13 protein-coding genes and 1 pseudogene are annotated in these 15,426 nt (G+C 72.8%); 12 read left to right on the top strand and 2 right to left on the bottom strand.

Annotated features, from left to right (window positions below):
• The first annotated feature begins 138 nt into the window (after window positions 1–138).
• The 3 genes and pseudogenes from ACQP1P_RS28910 to ACQP1P_RS28900 form a co-directional block, all read left to right on the top strand.
• The gene (locus tag ACQP1P_RS28910; RefSeq protein WP_433075269.1) at window positions 139–1,674 is read left to right on the top strand and encodes an alpha-L-arabinofuranosidase B; all 1,536 of its coding nucleotides are present in this window, start codon (window positions 139–141) and stop codon (window positions 1,672–1,674) included.
• 42 nt (window positions 1,675–1,716) lie between these two features.
• Entirely contained in the window at window positions 1,717–2,757 is a 1,041-nt protein-coding gene (locus tag ACQP1P_RS28905) for a WD40/YVTN/BNR-like repeat-containing protein (protein ID WP_433075266.1), read from the top strand.
• Window positions 2,758–2,769: 12 nt separating this feature from the next.
• Window positions 2,770–3,279: pseudogene (locus ACQP1P_RS28900) on the top strand (nitronate monooxygenase); the annotation flags it as partial.
• Between the two features lie 176 nt (window positions 3,280–3,455).
• On the opposite strand, the gene ACQP1P_RS28895 reads toward ACQP1P_RS28900, so the two are convergent.
• Window positions 3,456–4,178: an alpha/beta fold hydrolase gene (locus tag ACQP1P_RS28895; protein WP_433075263.1), complete on the bottom strand. Its 723-nt coding sequence runs from the start codon at window positions 4,176–4,178 to the stop codon at window positions 3,456–3,458.
• Window positions 4,179–4,217: 39 nt separating this feature from the next.
• Here ACQP1P_RS28895 and ACQP1P_RS28890 point away from each other — a divergent pair, with 39 nt between their 5' ends.
• Entirely contained in the window at window positions 4,218–5,141 is a 924-nt protein-coding gene (locus ACQP1P_RS28890; protein WP_433075260.1) for a hypothetical protein, read from the top strand.
• Here the strand turns inward: ACQP1P_RS28890 and ACQP1P_RS28885 are convergent.
• Window positions 5,111–5,890: a hypothetical protein gene (locus ACQP1P_RS28885; RefSeq protein ID WP_433075257.1), complete on the bottom strand. Its 780-nt coding sequence runs from the start codon at window positions 5,888–5,890 to the stop codon at window positions 5,111–5,113. The two genes, ACQP1P_RS28890 and ACQP1P_RS28885, sit on opposite strands and share 31 nt — an antisense overlap.
• Before the next feature lie 89 nt (window positions 5,891–5,979).
• Here ACQP1P_RS28885 and glgX point away from each other — a divergent pair, with 89 nt between their 5' ends.
• The 8 genes from glgX to ACQP1P_RS28845 are packed head-to-tail and all read left to right on the top strand — an operon-like array spanning window position 5,980 to window position 15,362.
• Window positions 5,980–8,013, top strand: a complete 2,034-nt coding sequence (glgX, locus tag ACQP1P_RS28880; RefSeq protein WP_433075254.1) for a glycogen debranching protein GlgX — start codon at window positions 5,980–5,982, stop codon at window positions 8,011–8,013.
• 13 nt (window positions 8,014–8,026) lie between these two features.
• Window positions 8,027–10,162, top strand: a complete 2,136-nt coding sequence (locus tag ACQP1P_RS28875) for an AGE family epimerase/isomerase (RefSeq protein ID WP_433075251.1) — start codon at window positions 8,027–8,029, stop codon at window positions 10,160–10,162.
• Window positions 10,159–10,743, top strand: a complete 585-nt coding sequence (locus tag ACQP1P_RS28870) for a DJ-1/PfpI family protein (RefSeq protein ID WP_433075248.1) — start codon at window positions 10,159–10,161, stop codon at window positions 10,741–10,743. Before ACQP1P_RS28875 ends, ACQP1P_RS28870 begins: the two co-directional genes overlap by 4 nt.
• An 11-nt stretch (window positions 10,744–10,754) precedes the next feature.
• Window positions 10,755–11,186: an ester cyclase gene (locus ACQP1P_RS28865; RefSeq protein ID WP_433075245.1), complete on the top strand. Its 432-nt coding sequence runs from the start codon at window positions 10,755–10,757 to the stop codon at window positions 11,184–11,186.
• Complete coding sequence (locus ACQP1P_RS28860) at window positions 11,183–11,956, top strand: DJ-1/PfpI family protein (RefSeq protein ID WP_433075242.1); 774 nt, start codon at window positions 11,183–11,185, stop codon at window positions 11,954–11,956. The genes ACQP1P_RS28865 and ACQP1P_RS28860 overlap by 4 nt, the downstream gene beginning before the upstream one ends.
• Window positions 11,949–12,773 carry an MBL fold metallo-hydrolase gene (locus tag ACQP1P_RS28855; RefSeq protein ID WP_433075239.1) on the top strand — a complete coding sequence of 275 codons (825 nt, stop codon included), beginning with the start codon at window positions 11,949–11,951 and terminating at the stop codon, window positions 12,771–12,773. The genes ACQP1P_RS28860 and ACQP1P_RS28855 overlap by 8 nt, the downstream gene beginning before the upstream one ends.
• The gene (locus tag ACQP1P_RS28850; protein ID WP_433075236.1) at window positions 12,770–13,618 is read left to right on the top strand and encodes a type 1 glutamine amidotransferase domain-containing protein; all 849 of its coding nucleotides are present in this window, start codon (window positions 12,770–12,772) and stop codon (window positions 13,616–13,618) included. Before ACQP1P_RS28855 ends, ACQP1P_RS28850 begins: the two co-directional genes overlap by 4 nt.
• Window positions 13,605–15,362 carry an ankyrin repeat domain-containing protein gene (locus ACQP1P_RS28845; protein WP_433075233.1) on the top strand — a complete coding sequence of 586 codons (1,758 nt, stop codon included), beginning with the start codon at window positions 13,605–13,607 and terminating at the stop codon, window positions 15,360–15,362. Before ACQP1P_RS28850 ends, ACQP1P_RS28845 begins: the two co-directional genes overlap by 14 nt.
• The last annotated feature ends 64 nt before the right edge of the window (window positions 15,363–15,426 follow it).

Here is a 15,426-nt window from a genome sequence, read left to right as displayed (position 1 = left end):
GGCGTTCATGCCCCCGTCGTACCCGGGCGCACCGGCGGGTCGTCCCGGCCATTGCGTGCCGGCGGCAACTCGGCTATGTTAGCGCTCACATTCACGGCGTTCCATCCGTACCGCCACACGGAATGAGGTCGAGAAACCATGCGCAAGGCCCTCCTCGGGGCCGCCTTCGCCGGGGCGCTCATTGTGAGCGCTCTCGTCGGGGTCGGCACCTCGCAGGCGGCGACGTCGCAGCCCTGCGACATCTACGCCGCCGGCGGCACGCCCTGCGTCGCCGCGCACAGCACCACCCGGGCGCTCTACGGCACGTACAGCGGCCCGCTCTACCAGGTCCGGCGGGCGTCGGACAACGCCACCCAGGACATCGCGCCGGTCTCCGCGGGCAGCTACGCCAACGCGGCCGCCCAGGACAGCTTCTGCGCGAACACGTCCTGCGTGATCACGATCATCTACGACCAGACCGGCCGGAACAACCGGCTCACCCAGGCCCCGCCCGGCGGGTTCAACGGCCCGGCGGCCGGGGGCTACGACAACCTCGCCAACGCCACCGCGGCGCCCGTGACGATCGGCGGGCACAAGGTGTACGGCGTCTTCGTCGCCCCGGGCACCGGCTACCGCAACAACAACACCAACGGCATCGCGACCGGCGACCAGCCCGAGGGCATGTACGCGATCTTCGACGGCACGCACTACAACGGCGGCTGCTGCTTCGACTACGGCAACGCCGAGCGCAACAGCCGGGACAACGGCAACGGCACCATGGAGGCCATCTACTTCGGCAACATCAAGGTCTGGGGCTACGGCACCGGCAACGGCCCGTGGATCATGGCCGACCTCGAGAACGGGCTGTTCTCGGGCGCGAACCCCGGGTACAACAGCAACGACCCGAGCATCTCCAACCGGTTCGTGACCGCGATCGTCAAGGGCGAGCCGAACCACTGGTCGATCCGCGGCGCCAACGCGCAGTCCGGCGGCCTGTCGACCTTCTACAACGGGGCCCGGCCCAACGCGTCCGGCTACAACCCGATGAAGAAGGAGGGCGCGATCATCCTGGGCATCGGCGGCGACAACAGCAACGGCTCGGCCGGCACCTTCTACGAGGGCGTCATGACCTCGGGCTACCCGAGCGACGCCACCGAGAACTCGGTCCAGGCCAACATCGTCGCCGCGAACTACAACACCTCCGGGCAGGGCGGCGGCACCACGCTCACACCGGGCCAGTCGATCTCGCTGCGGGCGACGACGGCGTGCTGCACCACGCGGTACATCAGCCACGCCGGCAGCGCCGTGAACACCTCGGTCGTGAGCGCGTCGAGCACGGCCACGGACAAGGCCAACGCCTCCTGGATCGTGCGCGCCGGGCTCGCCAACGGCTCCTGCTACTCGTTCGAGTCCAAGAACACCGCCGGGCAGTACCTGCGGCACCAGAACTACCAGATCTCGTTGCAGGCCAACGACGGCAACGCCCTGTTCGCCCAGGACGCGACGTTCTGCTCCGAGGCCGGCAAGAACGGCCAGGGCAACGCGTTGCGGTCGCTCAACTTCTCCGACCGGTACATCCGCCACTACAACAACCTGCTCTACATCGCCAGCAACGGCGGCTCGAACGCCTGGGACGCCGCGACGCTGTGGTCCGACGACGTGAGCTGGGCCGTCACCGCCCCCTGGACCCCCTGAGGCCCTATCCAACCTCCATTGAAGTCGGTAAGTTCGGGCGGCATGAGGTCCCGCATCGTCGCGATCACGCTCGGACTTGCCGTCGTCCTCGGTGCCGGCGGCTTCGGATGGCCGCCGGCACCGTCGTGGCGGCTGCTCGACACCGGCTCCACCGCGCGCCTGCGCGGCCTCGCCGCCGTGAGTGACCGGGTGGCCTGGGCCTCCGGCACCGAGGGCACCGTCCTGCGCACCGGCGACGGCGGGCGCAGCTGGCGCTCCGTCGGGCCGCCGGACACCGCCGGCCTGCAGTTTCGCGACATCGAGGCCTTCGACGCCGAGCACGCCGTCGTCCTGTCGATCGGCAACGGCGAGGACTCCCGGGTCTACCTCACCGACAACGGCGGCCGCACCTGGACCGAGACCTTCCGCAACACCGACGAGGCCGCGTTCTACGACTGCTTCGCGTTCTTCGACCGCCGCCACGGCCTCGCCCTCGGCGACCCGGTCGACGGCCGCTTCCAGCTGCTGGCCACCGAGGACGGCGGCCGGCACTGGGCGCCGCGGCACGCCGGCATGCCCGCGGCCCTCGACGGCGAGTTCGCCTTCGCCGCCAGCGGCACCTGCCTCGTGACCGCCGCCCGCCCCGGCCCGGACGCCTGGTTCGCCACCGGCGGCGGCTCCGCGTCGCGGGTCCTGCGCACCGCCGACCTCGGCCGCCACTGGACCGTCGCGACCACCCCGATCCCGTCGGGCGCCTCGGCGGGCATCTACTCCCTCGCCTTCCGCGACCGGGCGCACGGCCTCGCGGTCGGCGGCGACTTCGCCGCGCCGGCCGCGGCCCCGGACGCGGCCGCCACGAGCCGCGACGGCGGGCGCACGTGGACGGTCGCGCGCACGGTCCCCGGCGAGTACCGCTCCGGCGTGGCCTGGCGCTCACCCCGCGGCGACACCGCCTACGCGGTCGGCCCGACCGGCAGCGACTGGACCCGCGACGGCGGCCGCACCTGGACCCGCTTCGACACCGGCAGCTTCGACGCCGTGGCCTGCGCGGACGGCGCCTGCTGGGCGTCGGGCGAACTGGGTCGCGTCGCCCGCCTGCGCTGACCGGGCTCGCCCATGAGCCTCGTGACGGCGTTCACGCGCCTGCTCGGCGTGCGGCATCCGATCGCGCTCGCCCCGATGGGCGGCTCGGCCGGGGGCGCGCTCGCGGCGGCCGTGACCCGGGGCGGCGGCCTCGGGCTGCTCGGCGCCGGCGCCGGCGATCCCGAGTGGCTCGGCCGGGAGCTGCCCCTGCTCGCGGACCCCGGCGGCCCGTGGGGAGCCGGCTTCCTGACCTGGGCGATCGAGGACGGCGCGGTGCAGCGGGTGCTGGAGCACGGCGCCCGCGTCGTGATGTTCTCCTTCGGCGACCCGGGCCCGTGGCTGCCGGCGGTGCGCGCGGCCGGGGCGCTGGTCATGGTGCAGGTGACCGATCTCGAGGAGGCCCGGCGCGCGGCCGGCCTCGGCGCGGACGTCATCGTGGCGCAGGGCACCGAGGCCGGCGGGCACGGCGCGGCCCGGGGGCGCTCGACGCTGCCGTTCGTCCCGGTGGTGGCCGATCTCGCCGCGCCGGTGCCCGTGCTCGCGGCGGGCGGGATCGCGGACGGGCGCGGGGTGGCGGCGGCGCTGTGCCTGGGCGCGGACGGCCGATCGCCCCCGTCCTGCCGATCGGCCGTCCGCGGTACCGGTGACCGGTGTCTCCGGCCCGATACGCAAGACACGCCCTGGCGCGCCGCGAGGTTACGAAGCGGATCGTGCCGCATTCACGACAGTGCCGGCGGCCCCGCGAGCCAGGCGAGCATCGCCGCCCAGTCGGCCGGGGCCGGGGTGTGGCCGGCGTGGGCGGCGATCCGCACCTCGGTGCCCGGGATGCGCGCGGCGACCAGCGGCGCGTCCGGCACCGCGCGGCCCCGGTCGCCGGCGCCGGCCCAGATCAGGGTGCGGACGGCCACGTCACGCAGGCGGAAGCGCCACGGGTGGATGTCCGTGGCCAGCCAGTCCGCGGCCACGCCGGCCGCGTGCGGGGCGAACGCGGCGGCGGCCCGGGTGACGTGGCGGCGGCCGAGGCCGGGGACGTGGCGCAGCCGCCAGGCCTGCCGCCGCGGCCGGCCGTGGACGGTGTGCAGCTCCCGGTCCGGCCCGGTCAGGCTCGCCGCGACCACCCCCGTGAGGCGGTGCGGGTGGCGGGCCGCGCACGCCAGGGCGAAGGGTGCCCCGCCGGAGAAGCCGAGCACGCCGCAGCGCTCGATGCCCAGGGACCGCAGCAGGTGCTCGACGTCGCCGGCGACGCCGAGCAGCGCCGGGCGCGCGGCCGGGTCCGAGGCGCCGTAGCCGGGGCGATCGACGCACAGCAGGCGGACGCCGGTCGCGGGCGGGCGGTCGCCCGGCGCGCCCGGGGTGCCGTGCAGGAACAGCACCGGCGGGGCGGCCGGGTCGCCGTGCTCGGTCCAGCTCAGCCGCCGGCCGTCGGGAAGACGCGTCTGCATGGGTCCGCTCACCTTCGCCGTGTGTACGCTTCCGGGACCATGGAACCGTTTCCGCTCCCGCCCTGTGAACCCGGCGGCCAGGACCTGCGCGAGGTGGCCGCGGCCGTCGACGCCTGGGCGGCGTCGCCCGCGATGGCGGAGCTGGTGGGTGAGTTCGGCGGCGCGGCCGGGCAGTCGCTCGCGGAGCTGGCCGGGTTCTGCGCGGTGTGGGACTACCGCGGCGGCGTGAAGGAGCGCTTCGACACCGAGCGGATCGACTTCGAGCCGGAGCGGGACCGGCGCCTGCGCGACCTGCTGCACGCGCTCGGGATGGGCGGGCGGCCCGCCCCCGCGCACCGCGCGTACGACCACGTGCTCGTCCTCGGGGGCGGCATCCGGGTGACCCTCGGGCGGACCGACTACACGGCCCGCCTGCTCGCCGCCGGGCTCACGACGCGAACGCTCACCGGCCTCGCCAGCCTGCGGTGGCGCGACGACCGCGAGTTCCGCGAGGGGGCGCGGCTCGGGCTGGGTCCCGTCGACACCGAGGCCGACATGATGGCCGAGGCGTTCAAGCGGTTCCTCGGCATCGGCGAGCCCGCGGCGGCGCACGAGCATCACCGGTCGTGGGCCGGCGGCGTCCACGTGCTCGCGGCGCCCTCGACGCGGCCGGGGCTGCGGGCCAACACGGCCGACACGCTCACCGGGTGGGCGGAGATCGTCGAGCGGCCGCGCCCCGGCGAGCGGGTCCTGCTCGTCACGAACGCGCCCTACGTGCGCCACCAGCACTGTGACGCGATCCGGCTGCTCGGCACGCGGTACGGCTGCGGCATCGAGACCATCGGCTTCGACGACGCCGCGATGACCGAGTGGGGGCGGCCGCTGAGCACCACCGAGCTGCTGCAGGAGGTGCGCTCGTCCGTCCTGGCCATGAGCAACCTGCGGCGGCACGTTCAGGACAGCGCGGCGACCACGTCCCGGTAGGCGTCGGTGCCGACGGAGAACGCGCCGTAGTACGGGAAGTTCATCTCCACCACCAGGTAGAGGTTGGTGGCGATGACCGCCGAGGCCAGCACGAGCAGCGTGCGGCGCACCGCGGTGTCGTCGAGGCCGAACAGCGGGCACAGCGCCAGGATCGCCAGTGTCGCGGTGAGCACGCCGATCCACATGACCGGGGACATCTGGCGGTCGTCGGCCTCGGACTTCGCCGCCTGACGCATGGCCTCGGCGTGGCCGATCGTGCGCAGGGCGTCGGTGACGAACGCCTTCTGCGCCTCCGTCGCCGGCTGCAGCGCGGCGATGACGCCGGTCAGGTGGTCGAGGTCGGCGATGCGGCGCGGGTCCGGGTCGGCGTTGAGGTGCGCGGGCCAGCCGGTGATGATGTCGCCCTCGTACCGCACGATCTCCGCCCGGATCGAGCGCTGCACGTCCGCGCCGAAGACCGCGCTGCCCGGCACGAGCGGGGTCAGCGCGACGGCCTCCTCGCGGGCCGTGTCCTGCGCGTCCTTGTAGCCCTCCCACAGCGACACCACGCACAGCCCGATGACGATCGCGTAGGCGACGCCGACGGTGGCGACGATGACGCCGGTGACCTCGTTGTGGCGCTTGAGCCGGCGGTGCGGCAGGTGCCGGTGCACGGCGGTGTCGAAGCCGAGCGTGAGGCCGGGCAGCCCGGCGATGAGCAGGACGCCGACGAGCCACGCCGGGACGTCCCGCACGAGCCACAGTTCCACGCGATCACACGGTAATGGGCCCCGGGTGCGACCGGCCCAGAACGCGCGATCCGGTCACCCGTGGTGATCGTCTTGCTACGGTCGGCGCCATGAGCTCGCAGGCGCTGGACACCGCCCTGACCCTCGAACCCGGACGAGCGCATCCGTTCGGGGCCCGATGCGACGCCGAGGGCGTGAACTTCGCACTCTTCTCGGAGCACGCCACCGGAGTCGAACTGCTGCTGTTCGACTCGTACGACGCCGAGCGGCCCGCGCACACGCTCCGGCTCGACCCGCTGACCAACCGCAGCTTCGCGACCTGGCACGCCTACGTGCGCGGGCTGCGGGCGCCGGCCTTCTATGCCTTCCGCGTGAGCGGCCCCGAGGGCGGCGGCAACCGCTTCGACCCGCGCAAGGCGCTCATCGATCCCTACGCCAAGGGCGTCTCGCGTGCCCGCTGGGACCGCGACGCGGCCTGCCGCCCGGGCGACAACACCGCGAGCTCGCTGCGCAGCGTGGTCATCGACGTGGACGCGTACGACTGGCGCGGCGACCGCCCCCTCAACCGCCCGCTCGCCGACCAGGTGATCTACGAGCTGCACGTCGGGGGCTTCACGCGCTCGCCGAGCGCCGCGGTGGCGCACCCGGGCACGTTCGCCGGCGTGGTGGAGAAGATCCCGCACCTGCGCCGGCTCGGGGTCACCGCGGTCGAGCTGATGCCGGTCGCGGACTTCGATGACACCGCCGGCAATTTCTGGGGGTACAGCACCGCGGCCTTCTTCGCCCCTCACGCGCGGTACACCTGCAACCCTCAGAGCGCGGGGCACCTGGACGAGTTCCGGGACATGGTGCGGGCCCTGCACGCGGCCGGCATCGAGGTGATCCTCGACGTGGTGTTCAACCACACCGACGAGGGCAACCACCTCGGCCCGCTCTTCGCCTTCGCCGGCCTGGACAACGCGAACTACTACCACCTCGACCCGGCCGACCCGCGGCACTACGCCGACTACTCCGGCTGCGGCAACACCCTCATGGCCAACCACCCCATCGTCACCAAGCTCATCCAGGACTGCCTCGAGTTCTGGGTGCGTGACATGCACGTGGACGGGTTCCGCTTCGACGAGGCCGCGGTGCTCACCCGCGGGGCCGGCGGGGCCGTGCTCGACGAGCCGCCGGCGGTCTGGCAGATCGAGCTGTCCGAGATCCTCGCCGACACGAAGATCATCGCGGAGGCGTGGGACGCGGCCGGCGCCTACGAGGTCGGGCGCTACCCGGGCTACCGCTGGGCGGAGTGGAACGGCCGCTTCCGCGACACCATGCGCCGGTTCGTGCGCGGCGACGCGGGGCTCGTGGGCGAGGTCGCCGACCGGCTCGGGGGCAGCGCCTCGCTGTACCAGGCCCGCGGGCACGCCCCGTCCAACTCCGTCAACTTCGTCACCTGCCACGACGGGTTCACCCTCGCGGACCTGGTCTCCTACGACCACAAGCACAACGAGGCCAACGGCGAGGGCAACCGCGACGGCAACGACGACAACCTGAGCTGGAACTGCGGCGCGGAGGGCCCGACGGACGACCCCGCCGTGCTCGCGCTGCGTGAACAGCAGATGAAGAACCTGGCGACCCTGCTCATGCTGTCCCGCGGGGTGCCGATGGTGCTCGCGGGCGACGAGTTCGCCCGCACCCAGCAGGGCAACAACAACGCGTACTGCCAGGACAACCCGATCGGCTGGGTCAACTGGCACCTGGCCGGCGGCAACGCCGGGCTGCTGCGTTTCTGGCGCGGCCTCATCGCCTTCCGCGACCGTCACGCGACCCTGCGCGCCGCCGAGTTCTACACGCCGGACGAGGCGGCCTGGCACGGCACCGAACTCGGCGCCCCGAACTGGTCCGACCCGCAGGCCCGGGCCCTCGCGTGCACCGTCCGCGGCCGCGCGGGCGGGCCCGACCTGCACGTCATGATGAACATGTACTGGGAGCCGCTGGACTTCCAGATCCCCGTCGACGGCCGCCGCTGGGTGCGCGCCATCGACACCGCCCTGCCCGCGGGTGACGACCTGCGCGACGAGGGCGCCGAGCCGGCCGTCGCCGGTGCGCACTACACCCTGCGCGGCCGCAGCATCGCCGTTCTGCTTTCCCACGCGTAAGAGGAGCCACCCCGTGCCCAACGCCATCGACTTCACGTTCTCCGATCTCATCGCGGGCTACGTCATCAGCTACGACGAGCACAGCCGCACCATCGAGCTCAACACCTCCGACGGGCGCCCGTACCGGATCACGCTCACCGACACCACGACGGCCGAGATGGTGCGCAACCTCGGTGACGGCTACCTCGACGCGACGGCCCAGCTCGGGAAGATGCTGCAGCACGGGCGCCTGGTGCACATCTACGGGATTTTCTACCCGCAGCAGGAGCACACGGCGTTCGAGGCCAAGCACGTGCTCATGTTCGGCAAGGAGCCCGACGAGTTCCGGTTCGAGGCGCCCGGCTGGTGGGTCGACCAGATCGCGCGGATCGCCGACTTCTACCTCGACGAGGAGTTCGGCCCGGGCGCGACCGCGTTCGACTACCGCGCCTACCGCACCGACCTGTCGATGGAGGGCGTGAAGGCCGGCCTGGCGCGCCAGGAGACCGACACCGTCTCCCGGCTCGTCTACGGGCTGGCCACCGCGCACCTCATGACCGGCCGGGAGCGGTACCTGCGGGCGGCCGTCGCGGGCGCCAACTACATGATCGACAACCTGTGCAGCATCGACCGGGGTCAGCAGATCGCGTACTGGTACCACGCGCTGGTCATCAACCCCGACGGCACCGAGCGCAAGATCTTCGCCTCCGAGTCCGGCGACGACTTCGACGCGATCCCGTGCTACGAGCAGATCTACGCCCTCGCCGGGATCACGCAGGTGTACCGCATCACCGGCGACCCGCGCCTGCGCGAGATCATCGACCTGACCGTGAACCTGTTCCACCACTACTTCAAGGACCCCGAGCGGGGCGGGTACTACTCGCACATCGACCCGGTCACGTTCGACCCGCACAGCCCGTCCCTCGACGACGGCACCCGCACCAACGCCGGCCGCAAGAACTGGAACTCGATCGGCGACCACATCCCGGCGTACCTCATCAACCTCTACCTGGCCACGGGGGAGCCGCGCTACGCCGACGAGCTCGCCGAGCTGTGCGACATCATCACCGAGCACTTCCCGGACTACGACAGCAGCCCGTTCGTGCAGGAGAAGTTCCACGGCGACTGGAGCCACGACCGCGAGTACGGCCAGCAGCTCGACCGGGCCATCGTCGGGCACAACCTGAAGATCGCGTGGAACCTGACCCGGGTCAACAACCTGCGCCCGAACGCCGACTGGGTCGCCTTCGCCCGGCGCATCGCCGACGTCATGCCCGCCGTCGGCATGGACCGCCAGCGCGGCGGCTGGTACGACATGGTCGAGCGGCACACCGCGCCCGGCGAGAGCGTCCACCGGCTCGTCTGGCACGACCGCAAGGCCTGGTGGCAGCAGGAGCAGGGGATCCTCGCCTACCAGATCCTCGACGCGGTCTTCGCGCACCCGTTCTACAGCAAGTACGCCCGGGAGAGCTCCGCCTTCTACAACGGCTGGATGCTCGACACCACGGCCGGCGGCGTGTACTTCAACGTGCTCGCCAACGGCAACCCGTTCATGCTGGGCGGGGAGCGCAGCAAGGGCTCGCACTCGATGGCGATGTACCACAGCGCCGAGCTGTGCTACCTCTCCGCCGTCTACCAGAACCTGGAGACCGAGGGCCAGCCGCTGGAGCTGTACTTCGCGCCGCGGCCGGGCGCGTTCGGCGGGACCCTGCGCGTCGCGCCCGACCTGCTGCCGCCCAGGACGGTGCGCATCGCGCAGGTGTGGGTCGACGGCCACGAGCACGCCGACTTCGACGCCGACGCGATGACGGTGAACCTGCCGCACAGCACCGAGCCGCAGTCGGTGCGCGTGCGCCTGACCGGCCGGACGGTCGCGTTCAGCGCCGACACGCTGCGCATCGGCGACGGTACCGCGAAGATCGGCCTCGCCGGGTCCCTCACCCCGCCGCGGATGGCGGTGCTGCGCTCGGCCCTGGAGGGCGCGCTCGACCACGGCTGCCGGCGGCTCGAGCTCGACGCGGCCGAGCTGGTGTACCTCGACCCGGAGGCGACCCGCTACCTGGCGATGCTCAAGCAGCAGCGCGAGGTCGAGCTGCGCGTCACCGGCGCGGCCGGGCAGGTCGAGCGGGAGCTGCGCGACAGCCGGCTCGACCAGGAGCTCGTCCGATGAGGCTCGCCGGCCACCGCATCGCGGTCCTCATCGAGAGCGACTTCTACGAGCACGAGATCTGGTACTACTCCTACCGCTTCCCGGAGGAGGGCGCGGAGGTGCACTTCCTCAGCCGCCTGTGGGGCCGGCCGCAACTCACGTTCACCGGGCACGAGTACCAGGCGCCGTTCGTGTGCGAACGATCCTTCGAGGACCTCGACGACGCGGCGCTGCGCGGCTACTCGGCGATCATCGTGCCCAGCGCGTTCGTCTCCGACCGGCTGCGCTACAGCGAGGACCTGCGGGAGCTGCCACCGGCGACGCGGTTGCTGCAGCGGGCCTTCGCCGAGCCCACGATCGTCAAGGGTGTCATCTGCCACGGCCTGTGGCTGCTCTCGCGGACCCCGGAGCTCATCCGCGGCCGCGAGGTGACGTGCCATCCCAACCTGTACGGCGACGCGCTCAACATGGGCGCGCGCTACGTCGACCGGGACGTCGTCGTCGACGGCGACCTCGTCACCGGGCGCACCGGCGCACAGGCCGGCCTCTTCGCCCGGGCCGTCATCGACCGGGTCGCGGCGGCGGTCCCGGCGCCGGTGTAAGGGGGAGGATCATGACCAAGCACGCGGCGGAGCGGCTCATCGAACCGTTCTACGACCTGTTCCGCAGCAAGCGGCGGGACTGGGACGCCGGGTTCGCCGTCCTGGCCGACGACTGGCGCTCGTACTACACCAACGGGCGCTACCGCACCAAGGCCGAGACGCGGCCGTACATCGAGGGCCTCTTCGAGCTGGTGCCCGACATCAACGTGGAGATCCTCCACCTCAGCGTCGACGGCGTCCACATCGCCGTGCGCAGCGAGCTGTCGGGCACTCCGGCCGGCGACTTCATGGTCCCGCACACCGGGCGCTCGTTCAGCATCATGACCATCGACGTGCACGAGATCGGCGACGACGGGCGGCTGTCGGTCCTGCACCACCTCGAGGACTGGGGCACCGCGATCCGCCAGTTGCAGGGTTCGGACTCGTCGCAGGAGGAACAGTGAGAATTCTCGTCATCGCCTCGAACTACGGCGTGTGGGCCGAGGAGCTGCAGGGGCCGTGGGACGCCCTCAAGGAGGCCGGGCACGACCTCACGCTGGCCACCTACCTCGGCAAGACGCCGCTGCCCGGCGTCATCAGCATGGACCCGCAGTTCGTCGACCCCATGCAGAAGGTGAAGATGAACCCGCCGGAGCTGCTGGCGCGGGTCAACCAGATCCTCGACACCGGCGAGTGGGCGGACCCGATCCGCACCCGCGACGCCGACATGGACGACTACGACGCGCTCGTCATCGTCGGCGGGGCGGGGTCCGCGCTGGACGTCGCCGGCAGCGGGCTCGTGCACCGGCTCGTGCTCGACGCGTACAAGTCCGGCAAGACGATCGGCGCGCTCTGCTACGCCGTCGCCGCGCTCGCCTTCACCCGGGACCCGGACGACGGCATGCGCTCCGTGATCCACGGCCGGCACGTCACCGCGCACCCGCACGCCTGGGACTTCGTCGAGGACCTGGAGTACGACGTGGTCCGCGCCACCCCGGACAACCCGCGGCTGCGGCTGACGACGAGCGGGTTCGTGTTCCCGCTGCAGTACATGGTGCAGGACGCGGTCGGCCCGGACGGGACGGTCGCCTCGGACCCGAGGACCTCCCGCGAGCACCCCAGCGTCGTGCACGACCACCCCTTCGTCACCGGGCTCTCGGTCGAGTCGGCGCAGGCGTTCGGTGCCAAGCTCGTCGAGGTCCTGTCCAGAGATCCGGTGAGCGCTCATGCCTGACCTGCCATCTCCGCACACCAGCTCCTTCACGAGAGGCGACCTCACGGTCCACACGTTCACGGCGCCCGACGAGTTCCTCGCCGACTCCACGCACGTGCTGGAGACCGCCGACGCCCTGGTGGTCGTCGACGGGCAGTTCGTCGCGCCCTACGCGATCGCCTTCCGGCGCTTCGTGGACGCGCTGGACAAGCCGATCCGCAAGCTGTACCTCAGCCACGCCCACGTCGACCACTGGTTCGGCCTCAGCACCGCCTTCCCCGACGTGCCCGTCTGGGCCGCCGAGGCGACGATCGAGGAGCTGCGCCGCACCGGGGAGGCGCAGCGGGCCGAGCGGCAGGCGCAGTACGGCCCGTTCGTCCCCGACGCCGTCGTGATGCCGCGGCACGTGGCCGAGCCCGGCTTCGACACCGTCGACGGGGTCGACTACCGGCTCGACGTCGTGCGCGACGCCGAGTGCTCGGCCCAGCTGGTGCTGACCCTGCCCGGGCACGGCGTCACGATCGCGCAGGACCTCGTCTACAGCGGCACGCACGTGTACGTCACCCGCGACGCCGCCAACACCGTCGCGCTGCTGCGGGTCATGGCCACGTCCGGCTCCGACGTGTTCCTCGCCGGGCACGGCCCCGTCGCCGACGCCGCCGAGGTGCTGCACAACGCCGACTACCTCGTCTTCGCCGAGCAGCGCCTGGCCCACGACGACCCGGCCGCCTTCCGCGAGGCGCTGCTGGCCGCCTACCCGCAGCGGCGCTGCCCGCAGCTGCTGGACATCTTCATCCCGCGCCTGTTCGAGTCGTCCACCGTGGAGGTCAACCCGTGAGCAAGAACGTGTTGTGCGTCGTGTCGGAGCACGGGTTCTGGGCCCAGGAGCTGCTGCTGCCCGTCGACCGGCTCGAGGCGGCCGGGATCGGCGTGCACTTCGCCACCCCGACCGGCGGGCAGCCGCTGCCGGACGGCGGGAGCCTCGACAGCTCCTATGTGGACCCGCCGCTCGGCCGGCCGGTCACCTCGCCCGAGATGGGGGAGCGGGCCCGGACCACGGACTGGGAGACGTACTTCAAGGACCGCCAGAACCTCGCCGCGCTGCTGCCGGTCCGGCCGTACCTGAGCTCGGGCAGTTACATCGCCGCGATGGAGGAGTACTACGAGCGGCGCCAGGCGGCCTGGGACGCGATCGTGCCGCGCTACGACGCCCTGCTCCTCGTCGGCGGCAGCGGCCCCATCGTCGACATGGTGAACAACCCGCGCGTGCACGACCTCGTGCTCGGGTTCCACGCGGCCGGCAAGCTCATCGCCGCCGAGTGCTACGCGGTGACCTGCCTGGCCATGGCCCGCGAGCTCGACGACCGGCGCCCGATCATCGAGGGGCGGCACGTCACCGGGCACACCATGGAGTACGACTACACCGCGGGCTGGGCCGTGACCGCCAACGGGGCGCCGCTGGTGTTCGAGGCGCCGCCGTTCTCGCTGGAGTACATCCTGCGCGACGCGGTCGGGCCGCACGGGCGCTTCCACGGCAACGTCGGGCACCGGTTCTCCGTGATCCTCGACCATCCGTTCCTGACCAGCCGCTCGGTGGGCGAGAGCGACCTGTGCGGCTCCGTGATGGTGCGGGCGCTGACGGAGGACCTGCGGGTGTACGGCTTCGCCGATGCTGCCGTCTGAGCGCTCCCTGAGCGCGTTGAAGGCGCTGGAGCTGCTCGGCCGCCGCACGCCGCACCCCGACGAGGTGCGGGCCGAGGCGCTGGCGCTCTGGCCGGCCGGGGGCCCCGTGCTGGCCCTGGCCGGGGCGGTGCTGCGGCTGAACATGCTCGGCGGGGCCGGGGACATGCTGGGCCCGACCCTCACGGAGATGGCCTCGCGGGCGGCGACCCGGGAGGAGCACTTCATGACGATCGCCGTCGCCGACGAGTGCTCCTGGCCGGACAGATCCACAGTGGACGGGTCGATCGCGTTCTTCCGGGCCATGCAGCGCGAGGACGGCACCTTCGGCCCCGACCCGCTCGACAACGCCATCGCCGCGAGCGCCCTGCTGCGCGTCGGGTGCGAGCTGCGCGACCCGTCCACCGTGGGCAAGCTGCTGCTGGACTCGCTCGATGGCGACCTCTGGCTGCGGTACTGCGCGATGCGCGCCCTGTCCCTGCTGCGCATGACCCCGATGCCGTCGCCCGTGCCCGTCGACGACACCATGTCCGCCGACGAGCTCTACCAGCGGCTCAGCATCGCCGAATGGCTGAGCGGGCCCGTCTTCGCCGCGGCCCGCGCCGGCGACCTCGACGCTCTCGCCCGCTACCTGCGCGCCGGCGGCGACCCGGACCTCCGTGACCCGCGGGGCTGGACGCTGCTGTGCGCGGCGGCGGTGCGGGGGCGGGCCGCCGCCGTCCGGATGCTGCTGGACGCGGGCGCCGACCCCGGCCTGCGGGTCGCCGACGCCGACGCGCTGCCGGTCTTCTGGGCCGCCCAGCACGGCGACCTCGCCACCGTGCGGGCCCTGCTGGAGCGCCACCCCGAGCACGCGCACGCGACCAGCGCGGTCAACGGCCACACGGTGCTGCTGCAGGCCGTCTTCTTCGGCAGCGCCCGGCACCGCGACCTCGTCGCCTGGCTGCTCGAGACCTACGACCCCGCGACGCTGCTCGTGGCCTGCAACGTGCGCGGCTACACGGCCCGCACCATGGCGGAGCTGTGGCACAACGAGCCGATCCTGGCCCTGCTGCCGGACCTGCCGCTCGCCGAGCAGGAGGCGGCCTACCGGGCCCGGCTGCTCGCCTCGATCGCCGGCGAGCCGGACCCGCCCGTCGACGCGCTCGTCGCCGCCCTCGCCGACCCCCGCGACGAGGCCCGCATCGCCGCCTGCCTCGACGCGCCCGGCCTCGACCTGAACCGGCAGGGCGGCCCGCTCGGCCAGACCCCGATCATCGCCGCGGTCACCGGCACCGACCCCGACGAGGAGACCGCCGCGGCCCGGCTGCGCGTCGTCCGCGACCTGCTGGCCCGCGGCGCGGACCCCGATCGGCCCGAGCGGCATCCGATGGCCGTGGACGCCGTCATCCGGGCCGCCGTGCTCAACCACTTCGCCTGCCTGCGCGCGATCGCCGAGCACATGCCGCCGCTCGCCTTCGCCGCCGCGCTCAACGAGCGCCCGGCGATCAACGGCCAGACGGCCCTGGACGACACCGTGCACCGCGCGCTCACCGCCCCACCGTCCACCGTGGACAACCACCTCGAGCAGATCCGCTGGGCCGTCGCGCACGGCGCCCGCGCCGACATCCCCGACCACACCGGCGTCACCCCGCTCGGCCGGGCCACGGCGGCGCTCGCCGACCCGGTGCTCAAGCCGCACGCCGCCGCCGTCCTCGCCGCCCTCAGCGCGCCCGCCGATCCGTCCCGGGGTGCTCACTGCGGGTAGTCGGGTCGGCGGGGTCCGGCCCGGGTCGGATAGCATCGACGCGTGCCGAGACACGGGGAGGTCG

Origin of the sequence: Dactylosporangium sp. CA-052675 (assembly GCF_050947935.1) — a bacterium.
GTDB lineage: Bacteria > Actinomycetota > Actinomycetes > Mycobacteriales > Micromonosporaceae > Dactylosporangium.
This window is presented reverse-complemented; position numbering and strand designations above follow the sequence as displayed.

Coding starts and splice junctions, on each gene's coding strand:
- ACQP1P_RS28910 (WP_433075269.1), top strand. CDS start 139: ATGCGCAAGGCCCTCCTCGGGGCCGCCTTCGCCGGGGCGCTCATTGTG.
- ACQP1P_RS28905 (WP_433075266.1), top strand. CDS start 1,717: ATGAGGTCCCGCATCGTCGCGATCACGCTCGGACTTGCCGTCGTCCTC.
- ACQP1P_RS28895 (WP_433075263.1), bottom strand. CDS start 4,178: ATGCAGACGCGTCTTCCCGACGGCCGGCGGCTGAGCTGGACCGAGCAC.
- ACQP1P_RS28890 (WP_433075260.1), top strand. CDS start 4,218: ATGGAACCGTTTCCGCTCCCGCCCTGTGAACCCGGCGGCCAGGACCTG.
- glgX (WP_433075254.1), top strand. CDS start 5,980: ATGAGCTCGCAGGCGCTGGACACCGCCCTGACCCTCGAACCCGGACGA.
- ACQP1P_RS28870 (WP_433075248.1), top strand. CDS start 10,159: ATGAGGCTCGCCGGCCACCGCATCGCGGTCCTCATCGAGAGCGACTTC.
- ACQP1P_RS28865 (WP_433075245.1), top strand. CDS start 10,755: ATGACCAAGCACGCGGCGGAGCGGCTCATCGAACCGTTCTACGACCTG.
- ACQP1P_RS28855 (WP_433075239.1), top strand. CDS start 11,949: ATGCCTGACCTGCCATCTCCGCACACCAGCTCCTTCACGAGAGGCGAC.
- ACQP1P_RS28845 (WP_433075233.1), top strand. CDS start 13,605: ATGCTGCCGTCTGAGCGCTCCCTGAGCGCGTTGAAGGCGCTGGAGCTG.